General features: G+C 68.7%; 29 protein-coding genes and 1 pseudogene. 12 read left to right on the forward strand and 18 right to left on the reverse strand.

Annotated features, from left to right (window positions below):
- Positions 1-176, forward strand: a pseudogene (gene garD, locus AC1DF3_RS16630) (galactarate dehydratase); the annotation flags it as partial.
- Between the two features lie 149 nt (positions 177-325).
- Here garD and AC1DF3_RS16635 read toward each other — a convergent pair.
- The gene (locus tag AC1DF3_RS16635; protein WP_286537031.1) at positions 326-2,206 is read right to left on the reverse strand and encodes a DEAD/DEAH box helicase; all 1,881 of its coding nucleotides are present in this window, start codon (positions 2,204-2,206) and stop codon (positions 326-328) included.
- 247 nt (positions 2,207-2,453) lie between these two features.
- Positions 2,454-3,041 (reverse strand): oligoribonuclease, encoded by a 588-nt coding sequence (gene orn, locus AC1DF3_RS16640; RefSeq protein ID WP_286537029.1) that lies wholly within the window; start codon positions 3,039-3,041, stop codon positions 2,454-2,456.
- A gap of 117 nt (positions 3,042-3,158) precedes the next feature.
- Between orn and AC1DF3_RS16645 the strand changes: the two genes are divergently transcribed.
- The 3 genes from AC1DF3_RS16645 to rsgA are packed head-to-tail and all read left to right on the forward strand — an operon-like array spanning position 3,159 to position 5,742.
- Positions 3,159-4,430 (forward strand): M48 family metallopeptidase, encoded by a 1,272-nt coding sequence (locus tag AC1DF3_RS16645; protein ID WP_301805144.1) that lies wholly within the window; start codon positions 3,159-3,161, stop codon positions 4,428-4,430.
- A 14-nt stretch (positions 4,431-4,444) separates the two neighbouring features.
- Positions 4,445-4,780 (forward strand): 4a-hydroxytetrahydrobiopterin dehydratase, encoded by a 336-nt coding sequence (locus AC1DF3_RS16650; RefSeq protein WP_478140252.1) that lies wholly within the window; start codon positions 4,445-4,447, stop codon positions 4,778-4,780.
- Positions 4,747-5,742, forward strand: coding sequence for a ribosome small subunit-dependent GTPase A (gene rsgA / locus AC1DF3_RS16655; RefSeq protein WP_436411543.1), 996 nt, complete (start codon positions 4,747-4,749; stop codon positions 5,740-5,742). The genes AC1DF3_RS16650 and rsgA overlap by 34 nt, the downstream gene beginning before the upstream one ends.
- Here the strand turns inward: rsgA and hisC are convergent.
- From hisC to rpsP, 7 genes are all read right to left on the reverse strand, one after another.
- Positions 5,736-6,827 carry a histidinol-phosphate transaminase gene (hisC, locus tag AC1DF3_RS16660; protein ID WP_478140253.1) on the reverse strand — a complete coding sequence of 364 codons (1,092 nt, stop codon included), beginning with the start codon at positions 6,825-6,827 and terminating at the stop codon, positions 5,736-5,738. The two genes, rsgA and hisC, sit on opposite strands and share 7 nt — an antisense overlap.
- Positions 6,824-7,825, reverse strand: a complete 1,002-nt coding sequence (locus AC1DF3_RS16665; protein WP_478140254.1) for a CobD/CbiB family protein — start codon at positions 7,823-7,825, stop codon at positions 6,824-6,826. The genes hisC and AC1DF3_RS16665 overlap by 4 nt, the downstream gene beginning before the upstream one ends.
- A 53-nt stretch (positions 7,826-7,878) precedes the next feature.
- Positions 7,879-8,595: a CoA pyrophosphatase gene (locus AC1DF3_RS16670; protein ID WP_286537023.1), complete on the reverse strand. Its 717-nt coding sequence runs from the start codon at positions 8,593-8,595 to the stop codon at positions 7,879-7,881.
- Positions 8,596-8,766: 171 nt separating this feature from the next.
- Positions 8,767-9,150 (reverse strand): 50S ribosomal protein L19, encoded by a 384-nt coding sequence (gene rplS / locus AC1DF3_RS16675; RefSeq protein ID WP_286526782.1) that lies wholly within the window; start codon positions 9,148-9,150, stop codon positions 8,767-8,769.
- 119 nt (positions 9,151-9,269) lie between these two features.
- Positions 9,270-10,016: a tRNA (guanosine(37)-N1)-methyltransferase TrmD gene (gene trmD / locus AC1DF3_RS16680; RefSeq protein ID WP_478140255.1), complete on the reverse strand. Its 747-nt coding sequence runs from the start codon at positions 10,014-10,016 to the stop codon at positions 9,270-9,272.
- A gap of 28 nt (positions 10,017-10,044) precedes the next feature.
- Positions 10,045-10,599, reverse strand: a complete 555-nt coding sequence (rimM, locus tag AC1DF3_RS16685) for a ribosome maturation factor RimM (protein ID WP_286526785.1) — start codon at positions 10,597-10,599, stop codon at positions 10,045-10,047.
- Positions 10,600-10,618: 19 nt separating this feature from the next.
- Positions 10,619-10,882 carry a 30S ribosomal protein S16 gene (rpsP, locus tag AC1DF3_RS16690; RefSeq protein WP_028248676.1) on the reverse strand — a complete coding sequence of 88 codons (264 nt, stop codon included), beginning with the start codon at positions 10,880-10,882 and terminating at the stop codon, positions 10,619-10,621.
- Positions 10,883-11,046: 164 nt separating this feature from the next.
- Between rpsP and AC1DF3_RS16695 the strand changes: the two genes are divergently transcribed.
- Both AC1DF3_RS16695 and AC1DF3_RS16700 read left to right on the forward strand, forming a co-directional pair.
- Complete coding sequence (locus AC1DF3_RS16695) at positions 11,047-11,568, forward strand: N-acetyltransferase family protein (RefSeq protein ID WP_478140256.1); 522 nt, start codon at positions 11,047-11,049, stop codon at positions 11,566-11,568.
- Complete coding sequence (locus AC1DF3_RS16700) at positions 11,565-12,011, forward strand: TM2 domain-containing protein (RefSeq protein ID WP_286537018.1); 447 nt, start codon at positions 11,565-11,567, stop codon at positions 12,009-12,011. The genes AC1DF3_RS16695 and AC1DF3_RS16700 overlap by 4 nt, the downstream gene beginning before the upstream one ends.
- A 303-nt stretch (positions 12,012-12,314) precedes the next feature.
- On the opposite strand, the gene AC1DF3_RS16705 is transcribed toward AC1DF3_RS16700, so the two are convergent.
- From AC1DF3_RS16705 to hda, 5 genes are all read right to left on the reverse strand, one after another.
- Positions 12,315-13,325, reverse strand: a complete 1,011-nt coding sequence (locus AC1DF3_RS16705; protein ID WP_286537017.1) for an inorganic phosphate transporter — start codon at positions 13,323-13,325, stop codon at positions 12,315-12,317.
- A 17-nt stretch (positions 13,326-13,342) separates the two neighbouring features.
- Positions 13,343-13,987: a DUF47 domain-containing protein gene (locus AC1DF3_RS16710; protein ID WP_286510057.1), complete on the reverse strand. Its 645-nt coding sequence runs from the start codon at positions 13,985-13,987 to the stop codon at positions 13,343-13,345.
- Positions 13,988-14,082: 95 nt separating this feature from the next.
- Positions 14,083-14,541 (reverse strand): 2-amino-4-hydroxy-6-hydroxymethyldihydropteridine diphosphokinase, encoded by a 459-nt coding sequence (gene folK, locus AC1DF3_RS16715; protein ID WP_286537016.1) that lies wholly within the window; start codon positions 14,539-14,541, stop codon positions 14,083-14,085.
- Positions 14,542-16,143, reverse strand: coding sequence for a polynucleotide adenylyltransferase PcnB (pcnB, locus tag AC1DF3_RS16720; protein WP_478140257.1), 1,602 nt, complete (start codon positions 16,141-16,143; stop codon positions 14,542-14,544).
- Positions 16,144-16,162: 19 nt separating this feature from the next.
- Entirely contained in the window at positions 16,163-16,849 is a 687-nt protein-coding gene (gene hda, locus AC1DF3_RS16725; protein ID WP_301805102.1) for a DnaA regulatory inactivator Hda, read from the reverse strand.
- 207 nt (positions 16,850-17,056) lie between these two features.
- Here hda and purM point away from each other — a divergent pair, with 207 nt between their 5' ends.
- The 5 genes from purM to AC1DF3_RS16750 all read left to right on the forward strand — a co-directional run bounded on the left by purM (position 17,057) and on the right by AC1DF3_RS16750 (position 21,418).
- Positions 17,057-18,097, forward strand: a complete 1,041-nt coding sequence (purM, locus tag AC1DF3_RS16730) for a phosphoribosylformylglycinamidine cyclo-ligase (RefSeq protein ID WP_286537012.1) — start codon at positions 17,057-17,059, stop codon at positions 18,095-18,097.
- Positions 18,098-18,168: 71 nt separating this feature from the next.
- On the forward strand, positions 18,169-19,170 hold the full coding sequence (locus AC1DF3_RS16735; protein WP_301805756.1) for an AI-2E family transporter: 1,002 nt from the start codon (positions 18,169-18,171) through the stop codon (positions 19,168-19,170).
- A gap of 102 nt (positions 19,171-19,272) precedes the next feature.
- A complete protein-coding gene (locus AC1DF3_RS16740) occupies positions 19,273-19,842 on the forward strand; it encodes an isochorismatase family protein (RefSeq protein WP_478140258.1) in 570 nt (189 codons plus the stop codon).
- On the forward strand, positions 19,839-20,459 hold the full coding sequence (locus tag AC1DF3_RS16745; protein WP_478140259.1) for a DJ-1/PfpI family protein: 621 nt from the start codon (positions 19,839-19,841) through the stop codon (positions 20,457-20,459). The genes AC1DF3_RS16740 and AC1DF3_RS16745 overlap by 4 nt, the downstream gene beginning before the upstream one ends.
- Positions 20,438-21,418: a GlxA family transcriptional regulator gene (locus tag AC1DF3_RS16750; protein ID WP_478140260.1), complete on the forward strand. Its 981-nt coding sequence runs from the start codon at positions 20,438-20,440 to the stop codon at positions 21,416-21,418. The genes AC1DF3_RS16745 and AC1DF3_RS16750 overlap by 22 nt, the downstream gene beginning before the upstream one ends.
- A 123-nt stretch (positions 21,419-21,541) precedes the next feature.
- On the opposite strand, the gene AC1DF3_RS16755 is transcribed toward AC1DF3_RS16750, so the two are convergent.
- Genes AC1DF3_RS16755 through murJ form a run of 3 tightly spaced genes read right to left on the reverse strand, consistent with a single transcriptional unit; the run spans position 21,542 to position 24,434 of the window.
- Entirely contained in the window at positions 21,542-21,961 is a 420-nt protein-coding gene (locus AC1DF3_RS16755) for a bleomycin resistance protein (protein ID WP_286537008.1), read from the reverse strand.
- Complete coding sequence (locus AC1DF3_RS16760) at positions 21,961-22,812, reverse strand: SirB1 family protein (protein ID WP_286537007.1); 852 nt, start codon at positions 22,810-22,812, stop codon at positions 21,961-21,963. Before AC1DF3_RS16760 ends, AC1DF3_RS16755 begins: the two co-directional genes overlap by 1 nt.
- Positions 22,813-22,868: 56 nt before the next feature.
- Complete coding sequence (murJ, locus tag AC1DF3_RS16765) at positions 22,869-24,434, reverse strand: murein biosynthesis integral membrane protein MurJ (RefSeq protein ID WP_286537005.1); 1,566 nt, start codon at positions 24,432-24,434, stop codon at positions 22,869-22,871.
- A 118-nt stretch (positions 24,435-24,552) separates the two neighbouring features.
- Between murJ and rpsT the strand changes: the two genes are divergently transcribed.
- Entirely contained in the window at positions 24,553-24,870 is a 318-nt protein-coding gene (gene rpsT / locus AC1DF3_RS16770) for a 30S ribosomal protein S20 (protein ID WP_478140261.1), read from the forward strand.
- 109 nt (positions 24,871-24,979) lie between these two features.
- Here the strand turns inward: rpsT and AC1DF3_RS16775 are convergent, their stop codons facing one another.
- The gene (locus AC1DF3_RS16775) at positions 24,980-25,312 is read right to left on the reverse strand and encodes a DUF3579 domain-containing protein (protein ID WP_286526800.1); all 333 of its coding nucleotides are present in this window, start codon (positions 25,310-25,312) and stop codon (positions 24,980-24,982) included.
- Positions 25,313-25,409: the final 97 nt, after the last annotated feature.

Below are 25,409 nucleotides of genomic sequence, written 5' to 3' on the forward strand. Positions count from 1 at the left end.
ACCTGATGGACGTCAACGCCGGGCGCATCGCCGACGGCGAGGCCAGCATCGAGGAGGTGGGCTGGGAGCTGTTCAAGCTGATGCTCGATGTGGCCAGCGGCCGCAGGAAGACCTGGGCGGAGCAGTGGAAGCTGCACAACGCGCTGGTGYTKTTCAATCCGGCGCCGGTTACCTGAGACCTTGCGGGACAGACCAAGAAACTGCGCAGCAGTTTTTGCTCTGTCCTCAACTGATCAGATGCGGAACCGTCAAAAACAAAAAAGCCCGCACAAGGCGGGCTTCTTTCATGGCAGCGAGCGGCAACCAGCGCCGCTCGGCACCGACCTCAACGCGTCGGCTTGAACCCGCGCGGCTTTTGCGCATCGCGCGGCACGAACACCTTGCCGCCACCGCCGCCGGCATGGCCGCGCGGCGCGAAGCCCTCGCCGCGACCGGCGCCGCCACCACCGAAGCCCCCGCCGCGCGGAGCGCTGTCGCCCCAGCCCGGCTTGCGGCCGTAGCCGCCGCCGCCTTCATCGCGGCCACCGCCGAAACCGGCATTGCCCGCATTCTGGAAGCCGCGCGGCGCACCGGCGCCCGGGCCGCGTGCATTGCGGTCGTTGAAGCCGCTGGCACCGGCATAGTTGCTGCCGCCGCCACCGAAACCACCGCCATTGCCGCCGCGATGGCCACCACCGCCGCCGCCGAACTTGCGGTCGCGCGAATGGCTGTCACGGCTGTCGCGGCCGCGGAAGTCGCCCTGCGGCGCACGCGATTGCGGCGCACGCTGCTGCGGCTCGAGGCCGGGGATGACTTCGGACTTGAACTGCTGGCGCGTGTAGCCCTCGATGTCGAAGATCCGGCGGCGGTCACGCTGCTCGGCGAAGGTGATCGCCAGGCCGTCGCGGCCGGCACGGCCGGTGCGGCCGATGCGGTGGGTGTAGTCCTCGGCCTTCATCGGCAGGCCGTAGTTGAAGACGTGCGTGATGGTCGGCACGTCGATGCCGCGCGCGGCCACGTCGGTCGCCACCAGGATCTGCACCTGGCCCTGGCGCAGCGCCATCAGGCGGCGGTTGCGCAGGCCCTGGCTCAGGGCACCGTGCAGCGCCACGGCGCTGAAGCCGTCTTGCTGCAGGTCGTTGGCGAGGCCGTCGCATTCGACTTGCGTGCTGGCGAAGACGATCGCCTGGTTGATGGTCGTGTCGCGCAGCCAGTGGTCGAGCAGCTTGCGCTTGTGCTGCATGTTGTCGGCCCAGAACAGGCTCTGCTTGATGTTGGCGTGCTTTTCCTGCGGGCTGTCGATGGTGACCCGCTGCGGCTCGCGCATCACGCGCTGGGCCAGCTGCTGGATGCGCGGCGCGAAGGTGGCGCTGAACATCATGGTCTGCTGGCGTTCGATGGTCAGCTGGTTGACTTCGGCCAGGTCGTCCGAGAAGCCGAGGTCGAGCATGCGGTCGGCTTCGTCGACCACCAGGAACTTGACCTGGTCGAGCTTGATCTGCATCGAGCGCTGCAGGTCGAGCAGGCGGCCGGGCGTGGCGACCACGAGGTCGGCGTTCTGCAGCTTGGCGATCTGCAACTGGTAGGGCATGCCGCCCACCACGTTGGCGATGCGCAGGCCGCGGCAATGCTTGACCAGGTCGATGGCGTCATGTGCCACCTGCTGGGCGAGTTCGCGCGTCGGGCAGAGGATCAGGGCGCCGGGCGTGGCGGCCTTGAAGTGACGCGAGTTGGTCGGGTCCTTGCGCTTCGGCTTCTTGGGCGGTGCTTCGCCGCGTGCGGCGGCTTCGGCGGCCAGGCGCTGGAACTCGGCCTTGCTGGCGGCTTCGGCTTCGGCCTGCCGCTGCAGCAGCGTGTGCAGCACGGGCAGCAGGAAGGCCGCGGTCTTGCCGCTGCCGGTCTGGCTCGAGACCATCAGGTCGACGAAGCGGGTGGCGCCGTCGGCACCGCCGCTGGCGGTCATGGCGCGCGGGATCACCTGCTCCTGCACGGTGGTCGGCTGGGTGAAGCCCAGGTCTTCGACCGCGGCGATCAGCTCGGGCGCCAGGCCCAGCTTGACGAAGCCATTCGGCAGCTTGGGTTCGGCGGCGGTCTCGACTGCGTCGAGCGCCTCGAGCTCGGGCACTTCGGCGGCAACGGAAAGCGACTCGCTGACCACGGGGGAAACAGCGAAATCATCGGATTGCACAGGCGCGAACTCGCCCTGCGCTTCAAAAGCGTCGGTCATTTATTCAATCTCAAACGCGAGCGCTGCCGTAGGCGGCGCCCCGTCGGGTGGTGAAAAACATCAACCATCCAACGACGTTCAGCCGTCGACTCTCGTCGGGGCTGCGGCCCGTGATTCAGTCACTCGAATGACTCAGTCACTCAGTGGCTCGGGCGCGATGTGCAAGATAGGGAGATGCAAGAAAACGCTGAAAGCTCTTTCAGCGAAGCCCGCAATTATCGCATGAACTCGGGTTTTCACCTAATCCTTAGTCCACAAGCCTCAGAAAAGTCTCCCGGTAGTGCGCCAGTTCGTCGATCGACTCGTGCACATCGGCCAGCGCCGTATGGGCCTGCTGCTTCTTGAAGCCGTTGTAGGCCGCGGGCTTCCAGCGCTTGGCCAGCTCCTTCAGCGTGCTCACGTCCAGGTTCCGGTAGTGGAAATAGGCCTCCAGCTTGGGCATGTACTTGACCAGGAAGCGCCGGTCCTGGCCGATCGTGTTGCCGCACATCGGCGAGCCGCTCTTGGGGATGTAGCGCGAGATGAAATGCATCAGCTCTTTTTCGGCCGCCGCCTCGTCCAGCGTCGAGGCCTTGACCTTGTCGATCAGGCCGCTGCGGCCGTGCGTGCCCTTGTTCCAGGCGTCCATGGCGTCGAGCAACTCGTCGCTCTGGTGGATCACCAGCACCGGCCCCTCGATCCGCGGCGTCAGGTCGGGTCCGGTGACGACCACCGCAATTTCCAGCAGGCGCTCTTTCTCGGGGTCCAGGCCGCTCATCTCGCAATCGAGCCAGACGAGGTTCTGGTCGCTCTTCTTGAGTGTGGCGGGGGCGGTCGGTTCGGTGGTTTCGGGCATCGGGCGATTGTCGTCGATGCCCCGGCGCCGCCCGCGCGCCGGACGCCCCTGTTGCCAGCAGGCCGACCGGCCCGCCCGGCTGGAGGCCCGGCAGGCGGGGGGCTAAACTCGACCGCCATGCCCACCCCCCTGCCCGCCTCCCTCATCCTCACGATGGCCTTCGCGCTCGCGCTGGTCGCGGGCCTGGTCGTGAAGTTCTGGCTCGCCAGTCGCCAGGTGCGACACGTCGCTCGCCACCGCGGTGCGGTGCCCGCCGCCTTCCGGCAAGCCATCACGCTCGACGCCCACCAGAAGGCCGCCGACTACACGGTCGCCAAGACCCGCTTCGGCCTGCTCGAACTGGCCTGGGGCGCGGCCGTGCTGCTGGCCTGGACCCTGTTCGGCGGGCTCGACCTGCTGAACCGCCTGCTGCTCGACCTCCTGGGCGGAGGCATGTGGCAGCAGCTGGCACTGCTGGCCGCCTTCGCGCTGATCGGCGGCCTGGCCGAACTGCCCTTCACGCTGTGGCAGACCTTCAGGCTCGAGGAGCGCTTCGGATTCAACAAGATGACCTGGCGCCTGTGGCTCACGGACGCGGTCAAGGGCGTGCTGCTCGGGGCGCTGATCGGCCTGCCGATCGCGGCGCTGATCCTCTGGCTCATGGGCGCCGCCGGCAAGCTGTGGTGGCTGTGGGCCTGGGCCGCGTGGATGGGCTTCAACCTGCTGCTGATGCTGGTCTATCCGACCTTCATCGCGCCGATCTTCAACAAGTTCAAGCCGCTCGACGACCTCGCCTTGAAGGAGCGCGTCAACGCACTGATGCAGCGTTGCGGCTTCGCGGCCAAGGGCCTGTTCGTGATGGACGGCAGCACCCGCAGCGCCCACGCCAACGCCTACTTCACCGGCTTCGGCGCCAGCAAGCGGGTGGTCTTCTACGACACGCTGCTGCGCCAGCTCAGTGCCGGCGAGGTCGAGGCCGTGCTCGCGCACGAACTGGGGCACTTCCGCCACAAGCACGTGATGAAGCGCATGGTCGCGATGTTCGCCCTGAGCCTGGCCGGCTTCGCCTTGCTCGGCTGGCTGTCGGCCCACAGCTGGTTCTACACCGGCCTGGGGGTGCAGCCCAACCTGATGGCGCCCAACGACGCGCTGGCGATCCTGCTGTTCATGCTCGCGATGCCGGTGTTCGGCTTCTTCGTGGCGCCGCTGCCGGTGCTGGTGTCACGCAAGCACGAGTTCGAAGCCGACGCCTATGCCATCGCACAGACCAGCGGCGCCGACCTGTCGGCGGCCCTGCTCAAGCTCTACCAGGACAACGCGTCCACCTTGACGCCCGACCCGCTGTTCGTGAAGTTCTATTACTCGCATCCGCCGGCTTCCGAGCGCCTCGCGCGCATGGCCGCTGCCTGAACCGAAAGCCGATCATGAGCAGCATGCTGAAAACCAAGGACTGGAAGACCCAGGCGCGCCGCGCGCTGAGCGCCACCGAGATCGTCGCCGCACTGGCGCGGCTCGAGGGCTGGAAGCTCACCGGCGACGGCAAGGACGTCGCGATCGAGAAGAGCTTCTCCTTCGCCAACTACTTCGAGACCATCGCCTTCGTCAACGCGCTGGCGCTGGTGGCGCACCGGCACGACCACCATCCCGACCTCTCGGTGCATTACAACCGCTGTGTGGTGCGCTTCAACACGCACGACGTCGGCGGCCTCTCGGCGACCGACTTCGAGTGCGCGGGCCTGGCCGATGCCCTGCTCGCCTGATCTCCGAATGGAAAGCACCCTTGGCTAAGCAGCAGCGCGGCGGCAACACCGGCGCTGCCCTCCACGACGGCCTGGTGGTCGCCAGCCATGGCCGCCATTGCATGGTCGAGACCCCCGACGGCACGCGCCTGATCTGCCATCCGCGCGGCAAGAAAAGCCAGGCCCTGGTCGGCGACCGCGTGCAATGGCAGGCCAGCGAGGACGAGGGCACGATCGAGCGCGTGCTGCCGCGCAAGAACCTGTTCTATCGCCAGGACGAGATCCGCACCAAGTCCTTCGCGGCCAACCTCGACCAGGTGCTGATCCTGATCGCGGCCGAGCCCGAGTTCTCGGAAACCCAGCTGACCCGCGCCCTGATCGCAGCCGGCGCCGAGCGCATCACACCGGTCATCGCGCTGAACAAGAGCGACCTGGCCGTGCCCTTCGAGCGCGCCTCGAAGCGGCTGGAGCCCTACCGCCGCATGGGCTATCGCGTGCTGCCGATGTCGCTCAGGGCCGACGGCGGCGCCGGCCATGGCGAACTGACCGAGCTGCTGGCGGGCAAGGTGACCCTGGTGCTGGGCCCCTCGGGCGCGGGCAAAAGCACGCTGATCAACCTGCTGGTGCCCGGCGCCAGCGCGCTGACCGGCGAAATCTCCCAAGCGCTGAATTCGGGCAAGCACACCACCACCAGCACCACCTGGTACTGGGTCGACGCCGAGCGCTCGACCGCGCTGATCGACTCGCCGGGCTTCCAGGAATTCGGGCTGCACCATATCGAGCCGATGCAGCTGGCGCACCTGATGCCCGACATCGCCCAGGAAGCCACGGCCTGCAAGTTCTACAACTGCAGCCACCTGCACGAGCCGGGCTGCGGCGTCATCGCGCAGGTCGAGTCGGCGACGCAGGCCGGGACGATCAGCGCCTCGCGCTACCGCATCTACGGCGAGCTGTTCGCCGAGCTGAGCCAGACCCGCTATTGAGACGTTGCGGGATCGCTCAGGATCTCGCCCAGCGCGCCAACCAGCGCACTGCACTGCTCCCTGCTGCCGACGCTGATGCGCAGGTACTGCGCGATGCGCGGCTGGGCGAAATGGCGCACCAGCACCGCGCGGGCGCGCAGCGCCGCGGCCAATGCCGCCGCGTCGTGCTCGGGATGGCGCACGAAAAGAAAGTTGGCTTGCGAAGGCAGCACCTCGAAGCCCAGGTCCTCGAGCTGCAGCGCCAGGCCCTCGCGGGTGTCGACCACCGCATCGCGGGTCTTCGCGAACCAGGCCTCGTCCTCGAGCGCGGCCACGGCGCCGGCGCTGGCGAGCCGGTCGATCGGGTAGGAGTTGAAGCTGTTCTTGACCCGCTGCAGCCCATCGATCAGCGGCGCTTGCCCGCAGGCGAAGCCGACCCGCAGGCCGGCCAGCGAGCGCGACTTCGACAGCGTCTGCACCACCAGCAGGTTGGGATGCCGGGCGATCAGGGGCAGCGCGCTCTGGCCGCCGAAATCGACGTAGGCCTCGTCGACCAGCACCACGCGCTCCGGGCAGGCCGACAGCAGCGTCTCGATCTGCGCCAGCGGCAATCCCCTGCCGGTCGGTGCGTTCGGGTTGGCGACCACGATGCCGCCGCAGCCCGCCTTGGCACGCGCGGCCAGCGCGTCGGCGTCGATGCGCAGGGCTTCGTCGACCGGCTGCAGCGCGCAATCGATGCCGTAGAGCTGCGCGTAGACGCGGTAGAAGCTGTAGGTGATGTCGGGCAGCAGCAGCGGCGCGTCCTGCTGGAAGAAGGCGAAGAAGGCATGGGCCAGCACTTCGTCCGAGCCGTTGCCGACGAACACCTGCCGGATGTCGAGCCCGTGGCGGGCGGCGATCGCCTCGCGCAGCACGGTCGATTCAGGGTCCGGGTAGCGCTCCAGCCCCTCTTCGGCGGCGCGCTGGATCGCATCGATCGTGCGCGGCGATGGCGGATACGGGTTCTCGTTGGTGTTGAGCTTGACCAGGTTGGCGATGCGCGGCTGTTCGCCCGGCACGTAGGGCTCGAGTGCCGCGATGCGCGGGCTCCAGAACGTCGGCGTCATCCGAGCAGGCGGGCGAGCGTCAGCAGCGCCAGCAGCACCATCCACATCACGACCGAACGCCAGACCAGGCCGACGACGCTGCGCAGGTGGCCGGGCTCGGGCTCGCGCCCGGGTGTGCTGCCGCCATCGGGCAAGGCCCCGCCGCCGAACGATTCCCCGGCTTGTGCGCGCGACAGCGGATCGTTGACCGGCACCGTGCTCAGCGTGCCGCCGCCGAGGCTCACGTTGACTGCGCCGGAGGTGGCCGCGAGGATCACGCCGTCGTTGCCGTTCGGGAAGCGGCGGGCGTCATTGCGCCAGCAGTCGATCGCCTCCTCGAAGCTGCCGACCACCGCGAAGCCCAGCGCCGTGATCCGCGCCGGCAACCAGTCGATGACGCCCCAGGCGCGCGCCGCGGCCTGCTGGACCCAGATGCTGGACGGCTGCATCGAGGCGCCGTTCTTGTGGGCCCAGTAGCGCGAGACGAACTCGCTCATCCGATAGAAGACCGCGCCGGCCGGACCGAGCCCGATCGCCGCAAGGATCGAGAACCACGCCAGCACGCCGAACACGTGCCGATGCGCCGCGATCACCGAGTGCTCGATCACATGGCGCACGATCTCGCTGCGCGGCAGGTTGGCCGCATCGACCTGCTGCCAGTGGGCCAGCAGCGACCGGGCCAGCGGCTCGTCGCCTTCGTCGAGGGCATCGCGGATGCCGGTGAAATGGTGGCTGAACTGGCGAAAACCCAGCGTGACATAGAGCAGCGCGATGCTCCACAGGACCGCGAACGGCAGCCCCAGCGTAAGGATCAGCGCCCAGTGGACCGCCAGCGCCAGCAAGGTCGGCACGCCCACCGCGAGCGACCACGCGACCCAGCCGTGGTGCGGCTTGCCGGCATCGAAATTGCGGCTGGTCCAGCGCGTCCACGCCAGCACGCCGCCGTAGACGGGGTTGTGGTACGCCAGCGGGCGCACCTGCTCGATCAGCAATGCGCAGAGGATCGCAAAGAAGCTCATTGCTCGATGATAGCGACTGCCCAGGGGCGGTTCGGACGCCCCCGCGTCCGCCGTCAAGCGCTGAGGAAGCGGTAGAGGTTGCGCAGCATGCCGGCGGTCGCGCCCCAGACGAAGCGCTCGTGCGGGCCATCCTGGTAGGGCATCGACAGCCACTCGCGCGCGGTCGCGTCCGCGCCGACCATGGCATGGCGGCGATGGTTGGCGGGATCCATCAGGAAGGCGAACGGCACCTCGAAGGCCTCTTCGACCTCGTAGGGATTGAGGTTCAGTTCGAAGCCCGGACGCACCAGGGCCACCACCGGCGTGACGATGAACGAGGTGACCGTGGTGTAGGTCGGGAGGCTGCCGAGAATCTCGATGTAGTCCGCCGACAGGCCGACTTCCTCCCAGGCCTCGCGCAGCGCAGCGGCGGCGATGTTGGCGTCCTCGGGGTCGACCCGACCGCCGGGGAAGGCGACCTGCCCCGAGTGATTCTTGAGGTGCGAGCTGCGCTCGGTCAGCAGCACCGTCGGCTGCTCCCGCATCACGATCGGCACCAGCACCGCGGCCTGCGCCGGCGCGCGGTCGAACATGCGCGGCTCGCGCCGCACCTCGGGCGTCCAGGCCGGCGGCGTGGCGAAGCGCGCGCGCAAGGCCCGGGCCCCGAGCTGCGCCGGATCGACAGCGGGCAGGCCGCTGTCGACACCGATCGGTGGCACCTCGCGCGGATCGAAGGACTGCAAGGCCGTCGGGACGACGGCGTTGATGACTTCGACGGGAGAGGCGCGCATGGCCGGCGGTGAGGTGGTCAAAAAAATAGATCTCTACAAATAAAACGCAAAAGGCCCCGGCGCGACGACCCAGGGCACACAACTAAATCACGAACCGCCCGCCCGCACGCGGCGCCAATGCAAAAAGCCGCCTCGGACGGCGGCTTTCTGCACGGCAAGGGCGCTCTCTGCTTACTGAGCGGCCGCAGCGGACGGGGCCTTGCCCGGCAGCTTTTCCTTGATACGTGCCGAACGGCCGCTGCGCTCGCGCAGGTAGTACAGCTTGGCGCGGCGGACGTCGCCGCGGCGCTTGACTTCGATCTTGGCGATCAGCGGGCTGTAGGTCTGGAAGGTGCGTTCCACGCCTTCGCCGCTGGAGATCTTGCGCACGATGAAGCCGCTGTTGAGGCCGCGGTTGCGCTTGGCGATCACGACGCCTTCGTAGGCTTGCAGGCGCTTGCGCGAGCCTTCGACGACGTTCACGCTGACGATGACCGTGTCACCGGGCATGAAATCGGGAATCTGCTTGTTGAGCCGGGCGATTTCTTCCTGCTCGAGGGTCTGGATGAGGTTCATGTTGTCCTGGATTCGATCTTGTCCGCGCTACACAAAAGGCGCTGTGGGTTCTCTGGAGTGACCCTTGGGTCGCTTCACTGAACCCGGCGCGGCCGGCCAGAGGATCGGGGAACCCGAGATTATAGCTTTTTTTTGAGCGTCTTCTCGTCGATCGCGCTGAGGCGTCCGGCGACCCTGGCCGCGTCGATCAGATCGGGACGCTTGTCGCGGGTGACGGCGAGCCGCTGGTCGCGGCGCCAGCGCTCGATCTGGACGTGGTGTCCCGACATCAGCGGCGCCGGCACGCCCTCGCCCCGCCATTGCTCGGGGCGGGTGTAGTGAGGGCAGTCGAGCAGGCCGTCGAGCGCCGGATTGAAGCTGTCCTGCACGTGGCTGGCCTGGTCGCCGAGCACGCCCGGCTGCAGCCGCGCGACCGCATCGAGCAGGGCCATGGCCGGGATCTCGCCGCCGGAGAGAACGAAGTCGCCCAGGCTCAGCTGGAGCGTGACGCGGGCGTCGATGAAGCGCTGGTCGATGCCCTCGTAGCGGCCGCAGACCAGCACCGCGCCCTCGCCGGCCGCCCATTGCTCGACCGCCTGGTGGCGCAAGGTCTCGCCGATCGGCGAGAACAGCAGCACCGGCGCCGCGGCGCCGCGGGCGGCCAGTGCGGCGTCGAGGCAGGCCGACAGCGGCTCGGCCATCATGACCATGCCAGGGCCGCCGCCGAAGGGCCGGTCGTCGACGCGCCGGTAGTTGCCCTCGGCGAAGTCGCGCGGATTCCACAGCACCACCTCGACCTGCTTCGATTCGTAGGCGCGGCGCGTCACGCCGCTCGCGAGAAAAGGCGCGAACAGCTCGGGGAAGAGAGTGATGACGTCGAAGCGCATGGCGGCACCGGTGCCGGGCCCGGACGGCTCAGTAGTCGGGCTGCCAGTCGACCGTGATCAGCCGACCTGCCAGGTCGACCTTGTCGACGAAGGCCGAGACGAAGGGCACCATGCGCTCGACCGGCTTGCCGTCCTCGATCGCATCGAGCACCAGCGTGGTCTGCGGGCCGGTGGCCAGCAGCTCGCGCACCTTGCCGAGCGCCACGCCTTCGCGGTTGACCACCGCCAGGCCGATCAGGTCGACCCAGTAGTACTCGTCGTCGCCGGCGGTCGGGAAGCTCGAGCGCGGCACGAACACGCGCGCGCCGCGCAGTGCCTCGGCCGCATTGCGGTCGGGCACGTCCTCGGACGAGGCGACGATGACGTCGGAATGTTCCTTGGCTTCGCGGATCGCGAGCTTGAACGCCTGGCTGCCCGCGGCGCCCGGGGGCTGGAGCAACCATCGCTTGGAAGAGAACAGCGCCTCGGGTTCGGCGCTGTGGGGCAGGACCTTGAACCAGCCCTTGATGCCCCAGGCATCGGCGATGCGCCCTACTTCGATCGCATCCGCCGGCAATTCGGCGGCTTCGAGTGATGGCAGCATCGCCTCAGTCAGCTACAGCTTAGGCTGCTGCCTTGGGAGCCGCGGCAGCGGCTTGCTTGATCAGGCGGGTGACCGTGGGCGAGGCTTGCGCGCCGACGCTCTTCCAGTAGGTCAGGCGGTCCTGGGCGATACGGATGCTTTCCTCGTTTTCCTTGGCGGTCGGGTTGTAGAAACCCAGGCGCTCGATGAAACGGCCATCGCGGCGAACGCGCTTGTCCGACACGACGATATTGAAGAACGGACGGCCTTTGGAACCGCCGCGGGAGAGTCGAATGACGACCATGATTTATCCTTGGGGTGGTGCAGCAAACCCGCAAGGTTCGCCCACAGTGTTCTTTCAGCGTCGAGACACGCGACATGGCCACCCGGCCAGCGACACGCTGAAAAGCCCATGATTATAGCCCGCTCTCCCGATTCTCCAATTCTCGGCCGCGCCGAGTCCCCCGAATGACACAGATCCGACCCAGCCGTGACGAAGACGTCGCTGCCATCACCACCATCTACGCCCACCACGTGCTGCACGGCACCGGCACCTTCGAGACCGAACCGCCGAGCGCCGCCGACATGGCCGCGCGCCGCGCCGACGTGCTGTCGAAGAACCTGCCCTACCTGGTGGCCGAACGCGACGGCGAACTGCTCGGCTTCGCCTACTGCAACTGGTTCAAGCCGCGCCCGGCCTACCGCTTCTCGGCCGAGGACTCGATCTACCTGGCCGATGGCGCCCGCGGCCAGGGCCTCGGCGCCCAGCTGCTGGCGGCGCTGTCCCAGGCCGCCGAAGCGGTGGGCGTGCGCAAGCTGATCGCGGTGATCGGGGACTCGGCCAACGCCGGCTCGATCGGCGTGCACCGCGGCCAGGGCTTCAGCCACGTCGGTGTGCTGAAGGACTGCGGCTGGAAGTTCGGCGAGTGGCGCGACGTGGTGCTGATGGAGAAGGTGCTGGGCGAAGGCAGCACCACCCGCCCCGAATGAAAAACAAGACCGTGGCCGCATGGCTGGCCTTCCTCGGCGGGCCGCTGGGCCTGCATTGCTTCTATCTGCGCGGCTTTTCGAGCACGCTCGGCTGGCTGCTGCCGATCCCGACCGCACTCGGCCTCTACGGCCTCGAACGGGTGCGCCTCTATGGCAGCGACGACGGCCTGAGCTGGGCCTTGCTTCCGCTGCTGGGCTTCACGATCGCGGGCTGCGCCCTGACCGCCATCGTGTACGGGCTCATGACGCCCGAGAAGTGGAATGCACGCTACAACGCCGGCCGCACCGGCGACGCCACGGCCGGCAACACCAGCTGGCTGACCATCGGCGCCGTGGTGCTGGCACTGTTCTTCGGCAGCACGATCCTGATGGCCAGCATCGCCTTCAGCTTCCAGCGCTACTTCGAGCACGAGATCGAAGCCGGGCGGAAGATGTCGCAGTAGCTCAGGCAAGGGGCGGGCTCACGCCGACGGTGTGCTCTGCTCCGCGAATGTCCCCCGCCCTTCGGGCTCCTCCTTTATTTCGCTGCGCAGAGCACACCATCGGCGCGAGCCGTCAAGTCGGTGGTTCATCCTCGGCCAGCACCCCGCGGCGCTACCCGTGCCGAGGGGACCGGGTGGCCCCCGCAGCGAAATAAAGGAGGAGCCGAAGGCGGGGGACATTCGCGGAGGGGGCCACCCGGTGCCCTCGGTACGCACCCCTGCAGGCCCCCGGATGAAACACCCCGAACGGCCCCCAAAAATCTCTCAAAAAACCTGGATCCCGATCCAGTATGCAATCGCCGCCACGAAAGCCGAGGCCGGGATCGTCAGCACCCAGGCCCAGACGATGTTGCCGGCCACACCCCAGCGCACCGCGCTGGCGCGCTGCACCGAGCCGACGCCGACGATCGCGCCGGTGATGGTGTGGGTGGTCGACACCGGGATGCCCAGCGCGGTCGCCAGGAACAAGGTCAGCGCCCCCCCGGTCTCGGCGCAGAAGCCGCCGACCGGCTTGAGCTTGGTGATCTTCTGGCCCATCGTCTTGACGATGCGCCAGCCGCCGAACATGGTGCCGAGCGAGATCGCGGCATAGCAGACGACGATGGTCCAGGTCGGCGGCAGCGCCGCATCGGCGGCCGCGTAGCCGGTGGCGATCAGCAGCATCCAGATGATGCCGATGGTCTTCTGGGCATCGTTGCCGCCATGCCCGAGGCTGTAGGCGCCGGCCGAGATCAGCTGCAGCGTGCGGAACCACCGGTCCACGCGCGACGGCGTCGAGCGCCGGAACACCCAGGCCACCAGGATCATCATGAACGAGCCGAGCAGGAAACCGAGCAGCGGCGAGACGAAGATGAAGGCCACGGTCTTCCAGATGCCGGCCGCGATCAGCGAGCTCGAGCCGGCCTTGGCGATCACCGCGCCCACGATGCCGCCGATCAGCGCATGCGAGGAACTGCTCGGAATGCCGTAGTACCAGGTGACCAGGTTCCAGCTGATGGCGCCCACCAGTGCGCCGAACACCACGTGCACGTCGACGATGCCCGGCTGCACGATGCCCTTGCCGATCGTCGCCGCCACGCTCAGGTGGAAGACGAAGATCGCCACCAGGTTGAAGAAGGCCGCGAACACCACGGCCTGGCCGGGCTTGAGCACCCCGGTCGAGACCACGGTGGCGATCGAGTTCGCCGCGTCGTGGAAGCCGTTCATGAAATCGAAGGCGATGGCCAGTACGACCAATCCCACCACCACCCAGAGGGCGACCTGAACCGTTGCCATTCGAAAGATCCGTTGCTTCAGGAGTTCTCGAGGACGATGCCCTCGATGACGTTGGCGACGTCCTCGCACTTGTCGGTGATGGTTTCGAGCAGCTCGTAGATCGCCTTGAGCTTGATCACCTCGCGCACGTCGGGCTCCTCGCGGAACAGCTTGCTCATGGCGCTGCGCATCACGCGGTCGGCATCGGATTCGAGCCGGTCGATCTCCTCGCAGGTCTTCAGCGTCGCCTCGGCCGTGGCCGGGTCGGTGATCTTCGAGAGGAACTTGACCGCGTCCTTGACCCGCTCGCAGCACTTCACGCTCAGCGTGGTGAGGCGCGTGATCTCCTCGGTCATGTGGCGCACGTCGTAGAGCGCCATGGTCTCGGCCGAGTCCTGGATCAGGTCGGCGACGTCGTCCATGGTGTTGATCAGCTTGTGGATCTGCTCGCGGTCGATCGGCGTGATGAAGGTCTTGTGGATCAGCCGGTTGACGTCATGCGTCACGCGATCGGCGGCCCGCTCGGCGTTGTCGACATCGCGGTTGTACTGCTCCCGAAGGTGCAGGTCGTTGTAGTTGGCCACGAGCTGCTCGAACGCGCGCGCGGCTTCGACGATGCGGTCGGCGTGCTGATTGAACATCTCGAAAAAATTCCCCTCGCGGGGCAGCAGCTTGCCGAACATGGCGCTCTCCTGGGTTCATGGGTCGTCGCAGGCACATGCCTGTGACGCCATCGTGAAAAACCGCGCAAGTGTAATGGGCGGGCCCGAAACGGCTCTCAGAGCCGCTCGATCCGCTGGTCCGCCACCTGTGCGAGTTGCTGGGACGTGACCTGCTCCGGGGCGATTTCCGCCAATGGCAGCAGGACGAAGGCGCGCTCGGCCAGCCGCGGATGCGGCAGGCTGAGCTGCGGGGTTTCGAGCACCGCGTCGCCATGGCGCAGCAGGTCGAGATCGAGGGTGCGCGGGGCGTTGCGATAGGGCCGCTCGCGGCCGGCGCCGGCTTCGAGGCGATGCAGCTCGGCCAGCAGCGCGTGCGGATCGAGCCCGGTCTGGAGCGCCACCACCGCGTTGACGAAGTCGGGGCCTCCCGCATCCACCGGTGCGCTCCGATAGAGCGACGAGCGGGCGCTGACGCGGGTGCGCGGCAGCCGGTCCAGGTCGTCCATGGCCCGGAGCACCGTGGCGCGTGCGTCGCCGAGATTGGCGCCGATCGCGACGAAGGCCCTACTGTCCATTCACTCGGCCGCCGCCACGCCGCCGGCCTCGCCGGCACCGCCGCTGCGCGGCTTGCGCCGGCGGCGGCGCTTGCGCGGCGCATCCGAGGCCTCGCCGTCGGGGCGCGGCGCAGTCTCGGCGTCCTCGCGCTCGCCCTCGTCCGGGCCGCTGGCGCGGCGCTCGGCGGACGCCGGGGCCGGCGTGCGCGCGGGCACCCGCTGGCGGGTCTTCTTGTGCTGTTCGTCGCGCACCTGGTCCATCAGGTCCTGGCGGCGCAGGTCGTCGGCGGTGCTGAACTCCTGCCACCACTCGGCGATCGCCTCGCCGACTTCGCCGACGTCGGCGCGCAGGCGCATGAAGTCGAAGGCGGCACGGAAGCGCGCCTGCTCGACCAGGCTGTGCGGCGTGCTGCCGCTGCGCTTGTCGAAGCGCGGCTGCATCATCCAGATCTCGCGCATGTCGGCGGCCAGCTTGCCGCGGCCCGACACATCGCCGATGCGGGCATTGAAGACATCGTCGATCGCGTCCTGCAGGGCCGGGAACGGCGCCTGCGGGCGCTGGCCGTGCCGGCCTTCGAGCCGCTGGGCCCAGCCGTCGCGCACGTCGGCCCACAGCACGCAGGCCAGCAGGAAGCTCGGCGCCACCGGCTTGCCCTCGCCGACCCGGCGGTCGGTGTCCTGCAGCGCGGCCTGGACGAAGGGCGTGTCGGCGCGCTCGACCACGACGTCGAGCAGCGGATAGATGCCGGTCGCGAGGCCGAGCTTGCGCAGCTGCGCCACCGTCGCGACCGCGTGACCGGTCTGCAGCAGCTTGAGCATCTCGTCGAACAGCCGGCTTTGCGGCACGTCGGCCAGCAGCCGGCTCGATTCGACCAGCGGCGCCGCGGTCTTGGGCTCGAGCTTGAAGCCCAGCTGCGCCAGCTTGGCCGAGAAGCGGATGGCGCGGATGATGCGCACCGGGTCCTCGCGGTAGCGCGTGATCGGGTCGCCGATCATGCGCAGCGTGAGCTTCTTCGCGTCCTTGATGCCGTTGTGATAGTCGACCACGATCTGGCTCGCCGGGTCGTAGTACATCGCGTTGACCGTGAAGTCGCGGCGTGCGGCGTCTTCTTCCTGCGGGCCCCAGACGTTGTCGCGCAGCACCCGCCCGCTGGCGTCCACGGCGTGCTTCATGCCCGCCAGCTCGCCCTTGCTGGTGCGCTCGTTGCCGGCCACCTGCTCGGCGCCGGCGTTGTCCATGTAGGCGCGGAAGGTCGACACCTCGATCACCTCGTGCTCGCGTCCGCGGCCGTACACCACGTGCACGATGCGAAAGCGCCGGCCGATGATGAAGGCGCGGCGGAACAGGCCCTTGACCTGCTCCGGCGTCGCGTTGGTGGCGACGTCGAAATCCTTGGGACGCAGCCCCAGCAGCAGGTCGCGCACCGCGCCGCCGACCACGTAGGCCTCGTAGCCGGCCTGCTGCAAGGTGGTCACCACGTTCCTGGCGCGCTCGTCGACCAGCGCCGGGTCGATGCCGTGGACCGAGGCGTCCACCTCCTGGCGCTTGCCGAAGCGGGCCTTGCCGCCGGAACCGGGAGCGCCGGATTTGCCGAGGAGTTTGTCGATGAATTTCTTGATCATTGGAGAGAGGGGTTGAGCCCTATTCGTTTTCGAGCATCGACCGGATCAGCGGGATGGTGATCGCGCGCTGGGTCTGCAAGGCATAGCCGTCGAGCTGCGCGAGCAACTCCATCAGGCTGCCGAGGTCGCGGCTGAAGCGGTGCAGCATGTAGTCGAGGACTTCGTCGGACAGCGCAACGCCGCGGTCGTCGGCCGCCTGGCGCAGCACAGCGCGCCGCTCGGCTTCGCTCAACACCTGCAAGTGGAACACATGGCCCCAGCCCAGCCGGGTGCGCAGGTCCTCGCGCAGCGGCAGGTCGGCCGGCGGCAGGGCGCCGGCGGCGACCACGCCGCGCTGCAGGCTCTGGGCGTTGATGAACCAGTTGAAGGCCGCGTGCTGCTGCACCGCGGTGTAGAGATGGACGTCGTCGAGCAGCACCGCGCCCCAGCGTTCGTCGAACTCGGGCGGGTTGACGGCCGCGGGGTCGAGCCAGCCGACGCTGGCGCCCTGCTCGCGCAGCGCGCCACGGACCGCCTCAAGCAGGTGCGTCTTGCCGCTGGCGCCTTCGCCCCAGAGGTAGGTCGGCACCGGCGAATGAAGGGTGGGCGCGCGCGCGTCGCCGACCCACAGCTGCAGGTGGCGCAGGGCCGGCTCGTTCGGACCGGCGAAGAAGCCCGCCAGGGTCGGACCGGTGGCGATGCCGATATCGAGCGCGAGCTGCTTCATGCCAGGGCCGCCGGGGGCGGCTGGAAGGGCGCGGACGACGCGAAGGAAGGGTTCATGAGGGATTGGCGCAGGACACGAAGTGGCAAGCGGGGGCCGGGTCGACCGGCGCCCTTAAAATCGTGGCGAATTCTATCGGCCCGCCCAGATCGGTTGCCGGCCCTCATTGTCCTCCTCCTTCCGCCCTCCCTTCTTCTGCCCGGCCCGACCATGAACTCCAACTCCACCACCCCGCTCAGCTACAAGGACGCCGGCGTCGACATCGATGCCGGCGACGCGCTGGTCGACCGCATCAAGCCGCTGGCGAAAAAGACGATGCGCGAGGGCGTGCTGGCCGGCATCGGCGGCTTCGGGGCCCTGTTCGAGGTGCCCAAGCGCTACAAGGAACCGGTGCTGGTGAGCGGCACCGACGGCGTCGGCACCAAGCTCAAGCTGGCCTTCGAATGGAACATGCACGACACCGTCGGCATCGACCTGGTGGCCATGAGCGTCAACGACGTGCTGGTGCAGGGCGCCGAGCCGCTGTTCTTCCTCGACTACTTCGCCTGCGGCAAGCTCGACGTCGACACCGCCGCGGCGGTGGTCGGCGGCATCGCCCGCGGCTGCGAACTGAGCGGCTGCGCGCTGATCGGCGGCGAAACCGCCGAAATGCCCGGCATGTACCCGGCCGGCGAATACGACCTGGCCGGCTTCGCGGTCGGCGCGGTCGAGAAGTCGCTGATCCTCACGGGCAAGGACGTCAAGCCCGGCGACGTGGTGCTCGGCCTGGCCTCGGCCGGCGTCCATTCCAACGGCTTCAGCCTGGTCCGCAAGGTGATCGAGCGCGCCGGCGCCGACCTGCCCGCCACGCTCGACGGCAAGCCCTTCCGCGAGGCTGTGATGGAACCCACGCATCTCTACGTCAAGCCGGTGCTCGAGGCGCTGGGCAAGCACCCGATCAAGGCGCTGGCCCACATCACCGGCGGCGGCCTGCTCGAGAACATCCCGCGCGTGCTGCCCGAAGGCACGGCCGCCCACCTCCGGAAGGGCAGCTGGCCGCAGACCGAGCTCTTCGCCTGGCTGCAGAAGGTGGCCGGCATCGACGACATCGAGATGAACCGGACCTTCAACAACGGCATCGGCATGGTGGTGGTGATCGAGGCCGCCCAGGCCGCCGCCTGCGCCGCGACGCTGCAGGCTGCCGGCGAGACCGTGCACACCATCGGCGTGATCGCCGAGCGCGGCACCGGTGCCGCCGTGGTCGTCGCCTGAAGCGCCCCGCCCGCGTGAGCGACCCCACCGCTGCCCCTTCGCGTTACGTCGTCACGGCGAGCTACCTGCTCATGGCGGCGGGGCTGCTGCTGATCATGTGGCAGGGGCTGCTGCCGGGTTTGCTGTCCGCCTGCATCGGCTACCTCGGCACGCGCTGGCTGACGCGGGCTTTCGATCTGGCGCTGCGCCGGCGCCGCAAGATCAGCGCCAACGACCCGGCCTGGAGCGCGGCACCGGCGCTGCCGCGGGTGACGGCGGCGACGCTGGTGATGCTGGCGCCGATCGGCCTCCTGATCCTGGGCTTCTCCGAGGCCCGCGAGTTCGTGCTGAACGCGCCCGATCAGTACAAGGAACTGCTCGACTACATCGCCCGCACGGTGCTCGAACTGCGGCTCAAGCTGCCGCCGGACATCGGCGCCTACCTGCCGGAGGGCTCGGGCGAGGTGCAGCGCATGATCGCCAACTACCTGCGCGGGCAGGCCGGTTCGCTGGCGCTGACCGGCCGCGCCTGGCTCGGCGGGCTGCTCTTCGCCTATGTCGGCCTGATCGTCGGCTCGCTGGCCGCGGTGGCCATCCAGCCACCCTCGCGCCGGCCGCTGGCGCGCGAGCTGCGCGCGCGCATCGTGCTGTTCGGCGAGGCCTTCGGCCAGATCGTCGCGGCACAGTTCTGGATCGCGGCCTTCAATACCTTCCTGACCGCCCTCTTCCTGCTGTTCCTGCTGCCGCTGTGGCAGATGGAACTCCCCTACACGCCGGCGCTGATCACCCTCACCTTCGTCGCCGGCCTGGTGCCGATCGTGGGCAACCTGATCTGCAACACGGTCATCACGCTGGTCGGGCTGTCGGTGTCGCCGCTCACCGCGCTGGTCTGCCTGGGCTTCCTGATCCTGATCCACAAGGCCGAATACCTGATCAACGCCAAGGTGGTCGGCAGCCGCACGCAGATGTCGGTCTGGGAGCTGCTGGCCGTGATGTTCGTCGCCGAAGCGGTGTTCGGGCCGGCCGGGCTGGTGGCGGCACCCCTGTTCTACGCATACCTCAAGAAAGAACTGAAGACGGCGGGCCTGGTCTGATGTCCGAAAGTGATCGATTCCGGTCCGCCGCGGCCGGGACGACAAGCCGCATATCCTGAAAAATTGGGCGCATCATCCACTTTCGTTTCCGGAGATGCCCCCATGACCAGCTGTCTGATAGTGATCGACGCGCAGGAGTCGTTCCGCCACCGCCCTTATTTCGACGCGCGCGGCCTGCCGGCCTACCTGGCGGCGCAGAACGCGCTGATCCAGGGCTTCGCCGCCGCCGGTGCGCCGATCGTCCGGGTCTTCCACACCGACGGGCCGGCCGTCGCCAGCAACGCCTTCGCGATCGAATCGGGCCATGTGCGCCCGCTCGAAGGGCTCGCGCCCTTCGAGGCCGCCGCCACCTTCACCAAGCGCCGCCACAGCGCGCTGGTCGGCACCGGACTCGACGTCTGGCTGACCCAGAACCGCATCGAGCGGCTGGTGGTCAGCGGCATCCGCACCGAGCAATGCTGCGAGACCACCACGCGCCATGCCTCCGACCTGGGCTGGCAGGTCGACTACGTGACCGAGGCGACGCTGACCTTCGACATGGTGCAGCCCGACGGCCGGCCGCTGACGGCGGCGGACATCCAGGCCCGCACCGCCACCGTGCTCGACGGCCGCTTCGCCAAGGTGTGCAGCGCCGAAGAAGCGCTGGCCCGCCTCGCGGAATCAAGGCCATGAGCGCCCGGACGCTGCAGGTCGCGATCCTCGCCTTCGATGACGTCGAGGCCCTGGACCTGGCGGGTCCCTACGAGGTCTTCACGACCGCGTCCCGCATGCACCAGCGCGACGCGGCCGGCACGGCGCCGCCTTTCGAGGTGAAATGCGTCGCCCGCACCACGGCGCCGGTGCGCATGCGGGCCGGCCTCCAGGTGCTGCCGGACCGCAGCTTCGACGACCCGCATGCGGCCGACGTGCTGATCGTGCCGGGCGGGGTGGTCGATGCCGCGATGGCCTGCGGGGCGACCCGCGACTGGATCGCCCGCGCCAGCCTGGAGGCCCGCCTCACGGCCTCGGTCTGCACCGGCGCCTTCCTGCTGGCCGCCAGCGGCGTGCTGCAAGCCGGGGCATCCGTGACCACCCATTGGGAAGACATCGACGACCTGCGCCGCGGCTTTCCGGCTCTGGACGTCCGCGAAGGCGTGCGCTGGGTCGACCAGGGCCGCATCGTCACCTCGGCCGGCATCACGGCCGGCATCGACATGAGCCTGCACCTGGTCGCCCGCCTGGCGGGCGAGCCGCTGGCGCTGCGCACCGCGCGGCAGATGGACTTCGCGTGGACCCGAACCCCACCCTGATTCGCGTCGTCTTCGCGCTGCTGCCGCACAGCCTGGTGCTCGACTGGGCCGGCCCGGCAGAGGCGCTGCGCATCGCCAACCAGCTTCGGGCCGCCGCCGGGCTGCCGCCCCGTTTCGAACTGGTGTTCGCGAGCCCGGAGCCCGAATCCGCCAGCTCGGTCGGCGTCCGGCTGGCCGGCCTGCAGCCGCTGCCGTCGGACTGGCGCATGCCGACCTGGGTGGTGCTGGTCGGACTGCCGGGCGATGCCATCGCGGTCGACAACCCGCCGGCGCGGGCCCTGCTGCACTGGCTGCGCGGCCTGCGGCTCGAGCCCGGCCGGCTCGAACTCGTCACGGTCTGCGCCGGCACGCTGCTCGCCGCCCACGCCGGCCTGCTCGCGGGCCGGCGCGCGACCACCCACCACCACCACCTGGACGAACTGAAGCAGGTCGAACCGCGCTGCGACGTGGTCGCCAACCGCGTCTTCGTGCTCGATGCGCCGCTCTACAGCAGCGCCGGCGTCACCACCTGCATCGACCTGATGCTGCACCGCATCGGCCAGACCTGCGGCGAGACACTGGCGGCCCGGGTGGCCCAGACCATGGTGGTGGCGATCCGGCGCGGCCCGCAGGACCCCGAGCTCTCGCCCTTCCTGGCCTATCGCAACCACCTCCATGCGGCACTGCACCGGGTCCAGGATGCGGTCAGCGAGGCGCCGCAGACCGACTGGACGGTGCCGCGCATGGCCGAGGTCGCCCACACCTCGCCGCGCCACCTGACGCGGCTGTTCGTCGAGCACGCCGGCGTCGCGCCGCTGGCCTACCTGCGCCGGCTACGGCTGGCCACGGCGCAGCTGGCGCTGCATTCGGGCGCCAACGTCACGCAGGCGGCAGAAATGTCGGGCTTCGGGTCCGACACGCAACTGCGCCGCGCCTGGCGCCAGTTCGGACTTCCAGGCTCACCCTCGACGCCAACCTGAATGCGGCCGGCGCAGCCCGGCCGTGTTCGGGAAACACCGAGGAACCGGCTTTGCCGGGCCTCTGGTGTTGCCCCCGGTAGGGGGTGGGCGGGCTACACGCAGTGAGCCCAACCTGGGGGCGAGCTACAGATAGCCGCAGAAGCGGAGGATGTGCCCGTCGGGCTCCCGGATGGCGAATTCGCGCAGGCCCCAGGGCTGGGAGGTGGGCGCTTCGACCACGTCGACCCCGCGTTTCACGTAGGCCGCATGCAGGCCGTCGATGTCCTGCCCGACATGGATCACGATCTCGCCGCGCCACGGGCTGGCCTCGCGCCGACCGCACTGCCAGAGGCGCAGGTAGACCGGGTCGCCATAGCTTCGGTCGCCCTTCTTGACTCGCGCATAGCTCGGCGGCTCGCCGGCGATGAAGTCCAGGTCGAAGCCCAGCACGTCGCAGAAATAGCGCGCCGCGCGCGCCGCATCGGCCACAGGCAGCACCGGCTGGACGCCGTGGAACTGGTGCCGGGTACCAAGGTCGGCCAGCGGCGCCTTGGCGGATTCCATCAGAACTCCGCCCGGCGCAGCGCGGCCACCCGCTCGGCGATCGCGTCGAGGTCGAGCGCGTCCTCGGCATGCGCGAGGTAGGTCTCGAGGTCGCGCACCGCCAACGCGGCATTGCCCTGTTCGGCGTGGGCCAGCCCGCGGTCGCGGTGCTCGCCCCAGGCTTCGGGCAGCAGCGCCACCAGTCGGTCCTGGACCGCGATGGCACGCTGCCAGTCTTCCTGGGCCTGGTGGATTTCCTTCAGGTTGCGCAGCATTCGCCCGATGATCTCGCGCGGCGTCGCCGGCTGCAGGTACAGGCCGAGCGGAACGTCGAAATCGCCGACCAGGCCGTTGCTGCGCTTGTAGGGCTCGAGGCGCTCGCTGAGCTCTTCGCGCGAGAGCGACTTGCCGGTGAAGGGATCGATCACCACCTGCCCCTTCGGCAGCGTGACCTTGAGCATGAAATGGCCCGGAAAGCCGACGCCGCGGGCCTGCAGGCCCAGCCCCTGCGCCAGCTCCATCCAGAGCACCGCGAGCGAGATCGGGATGCCGCGGCGGGTGCGCAGCACCGCGTTGAGGTAGCTGTTGTCGGGGTCGTAGTAGTCGTTGACGTTGCCGCCGAAGCTCAGGTCATGGAAGAAGAACTGGTTGAGAGAGCGCAGCCGGTGCAGCGGCGCCGCGTCGGCCGGCAGGCGCCGCTTGAGGCGCGCGAGCAGCTGGTCGACATCGCCCAGCACCTGCTGGACGTCGAGTTCGGGGTATTCGTCCTGCGCCAGGCTGGCGGCCGCCTCCAGCAGCGGGAACTGCTCGTCGCTCTTGACGAGCGATTCGAAGTATTCGAGAGCGGTGGGCGTCGAGAAGCGGAACGTCATGTGTCTTTGTAGAGGAGCGGACGGAGACCGTCAAGGCGCGAGCGAAAACGCGTCGATCAGCGGCGCACGAAGCTGCGCAGCTTGAGCCCGGTCAGCGCCAGCACCGCGAAATAGAGCAGCGCCCCGCCCGCGACCAGCGCGGCCAGCAGGCCGATGCGCTGCAGCCGATGCGCCTGCAGGCCGATCCAGTCGAAATGGCGATCGCCCCAGACCAGCAGCGCGCCGAGCACCAGGCTGGCGAAAAGCACCTGGAGCACGAATTTTCCCCAGCCCGGCAGCGGCCGGTAGCTGCCGCGCCGGATCAGCCCGACCAGCAGCCACAGCGCGTTGACCAGCGCCCCGATGCTGATCGTGAGTGTCAGCGCCGCGTGCTGCAGCAGCGGCACCAGGAAGACGTTGAGAATCTGGGTCAGCACCAGCACCCCGACCGCGATCAGCATCGGCGTGCGGGTGTCCTGCTTCGCGTAGTAGCCGGGCGCGAGCACCTTGATCGCCACCAGGCCGACCAGGCCGACGCCGTAGCCCATCAGCGCCACGCTGGTGCGCTGCACATGCAGCGCGCTGAATTCGCCGTTGTGGAAGAGCACCGCCACCAGCGGGCGTGCGAACACCAGCAGCGCCAGGGCGCAGGGCACCGCCAGCAGCACCACCAGGCGCAGGCCCCAGTCCAGCATCGCCGAATAGCGGGCGTCGTCCTTGGCGGCGCGGGCGCTGGCCAGCTGCGGCATCAACACCACGCCGAGCGCAACGCCCAGCATCGCGGTCGGGAACTCCATCAGCCGGTCGGCGTTGGTGATCCAGCTGACGCTGCCGGTCGCCAAGTGGGAGGCGATCTGGGTGTTGATCAGCAACGAGATCTGGGCCACGCTGACGCCGATCAGCGCCGGCAGCATGAGCCGCATCACGCGGCGGGTGGTCGGGTCGCGCCAGGCGTCGCGCAGCGCGCCGAAGCTGGCGCCGATGCGCGGCATCATTCCCAGGCCGCGCAGGGCCGGGACCTGGATCGCCAGCTGCAGCATGCCGCCCACCATCACGCCCACGCACTGGGCATAGATCGGCTCGATGCCCAGGCGCCTGAACAGCGGCGCCCCTCCCACGATCGCCGCGATCAGCGCCAGGTTCAGCAGCACCGGCGAGGCCGCCGGCACCGCGAACTTGCGCCAGGTGTTGAGCACGCCGCCGGCCAGGGCCACCAGCGACATGAAGCCGATGTAGGGGAACATCCAGCGCGTCATGACCACCGCGGCGTCGAAGCCCTGCGGGTTCTTCTGCAGGCCGCTGGCCATGGCCCAGACCATCAGCGGTGCGCCGACGACGCCCAGCGCGCAGACCACCACCAGGGTCCAGGTCAGCAGGGTCGCCACGTGATCGACCAGCGCCTTGGCGCCGGCGTCGCCGTGTTCGGTCCGGGAGGCCGCCAGCACCGGCACGAAGGCCTGGCTGAAGGCGCCCTCGCCGAACACCCGCCGGAACAGGTTCGGGATGCGGAAGGCGACGTAGAAGGCGTCGGTCATCGCGCTGACGCCGAACACCGAGGTCATGAGGACGTCGCGGATGAGGCCGGTCACCCGGGAGGCGAGCGTCAGGAGCGAGACGGTGGAGGCGGATTTGAACAGGGACACGGAGCAGAAGTGTAGGCGCCCGCGCGTGCTCTCCCGGCGTCTGGCGACGGTTTGCCGCAACTCGCCTATAATGGAGGGCTTTGCTGCATCATCCCCAGACCCTCAAGGAACACTGAATATGGCATCCGCCAAGCCCAAGAAGAAGAACCCGCGCCTCGCGTCGGGCCGTAAACGCGTCCGCCAGGACGTCAAGCTCAACGCCGCGAACACCTCGCTGCGCTCCAAATACCGCACCGCCGTGAAAAATGTCGAGAAGGCCGTGCTGGCCGGCGACAAGACCAAGGCGGCAGAAGCCTTCGCGAAGGCCCAGAGCATCGTCGACACCGTCGCCGACAAGGGCATCTTCCACAAGAACAAGGCCGCTCGCGACAAGAGCCGCCTGTCGGCCAAGGTCAAGGCCCTGGCCCTCGCCCCTGAAAAGGCAGTCGCCRCCTGACGCTATCAGGCAAACAGCCCGGATTGGTTCACCGATCCGCCGTTTGATCGGGGTGCGCTGCAGCAAAGTGAAAAACCGCCTTCGGGCGGTTTTTTCATGGGCGTTCGATTCAGGCGGAGGTCTTGGGCAGGGTCGGCGCGTCGGGCACCAGGCAGGCCTCGGCCACCTGCAAGCCGTTGTCCTTGGCGAAGTTGACGCAGAAATCCCAGGCCATCGGCTCGAAATCGCGCAATTCGCGGTTCACCACCACGCACTTGATGCCGTTGATCACGGTCGGCACGCACCAGGGCGAATAGTTCAGGTGGCTGCCGGGCTGCGGGCCGCCGGGGCGGAAAGAGCACATCACGCCCGCCAGTCGCTCGGCCCAGTCGCTGGGACGAAAAGTGCGGCCATCCTGGGTGATTCCCTGAATGAAGATTTCTTTGGCGTTTGGAGAGACCATCTGTTGGCGAGAGAAAAGCGCGAGCAGTTGCTGCGCCGCACAAGATTCTATCCGGGGGTCCCCCGGGCGACACGCCTGGGGGCATTGCTGTGATGCG

This window comes from Variovorax sp. 10N432 (assembly GCF_056394465.1).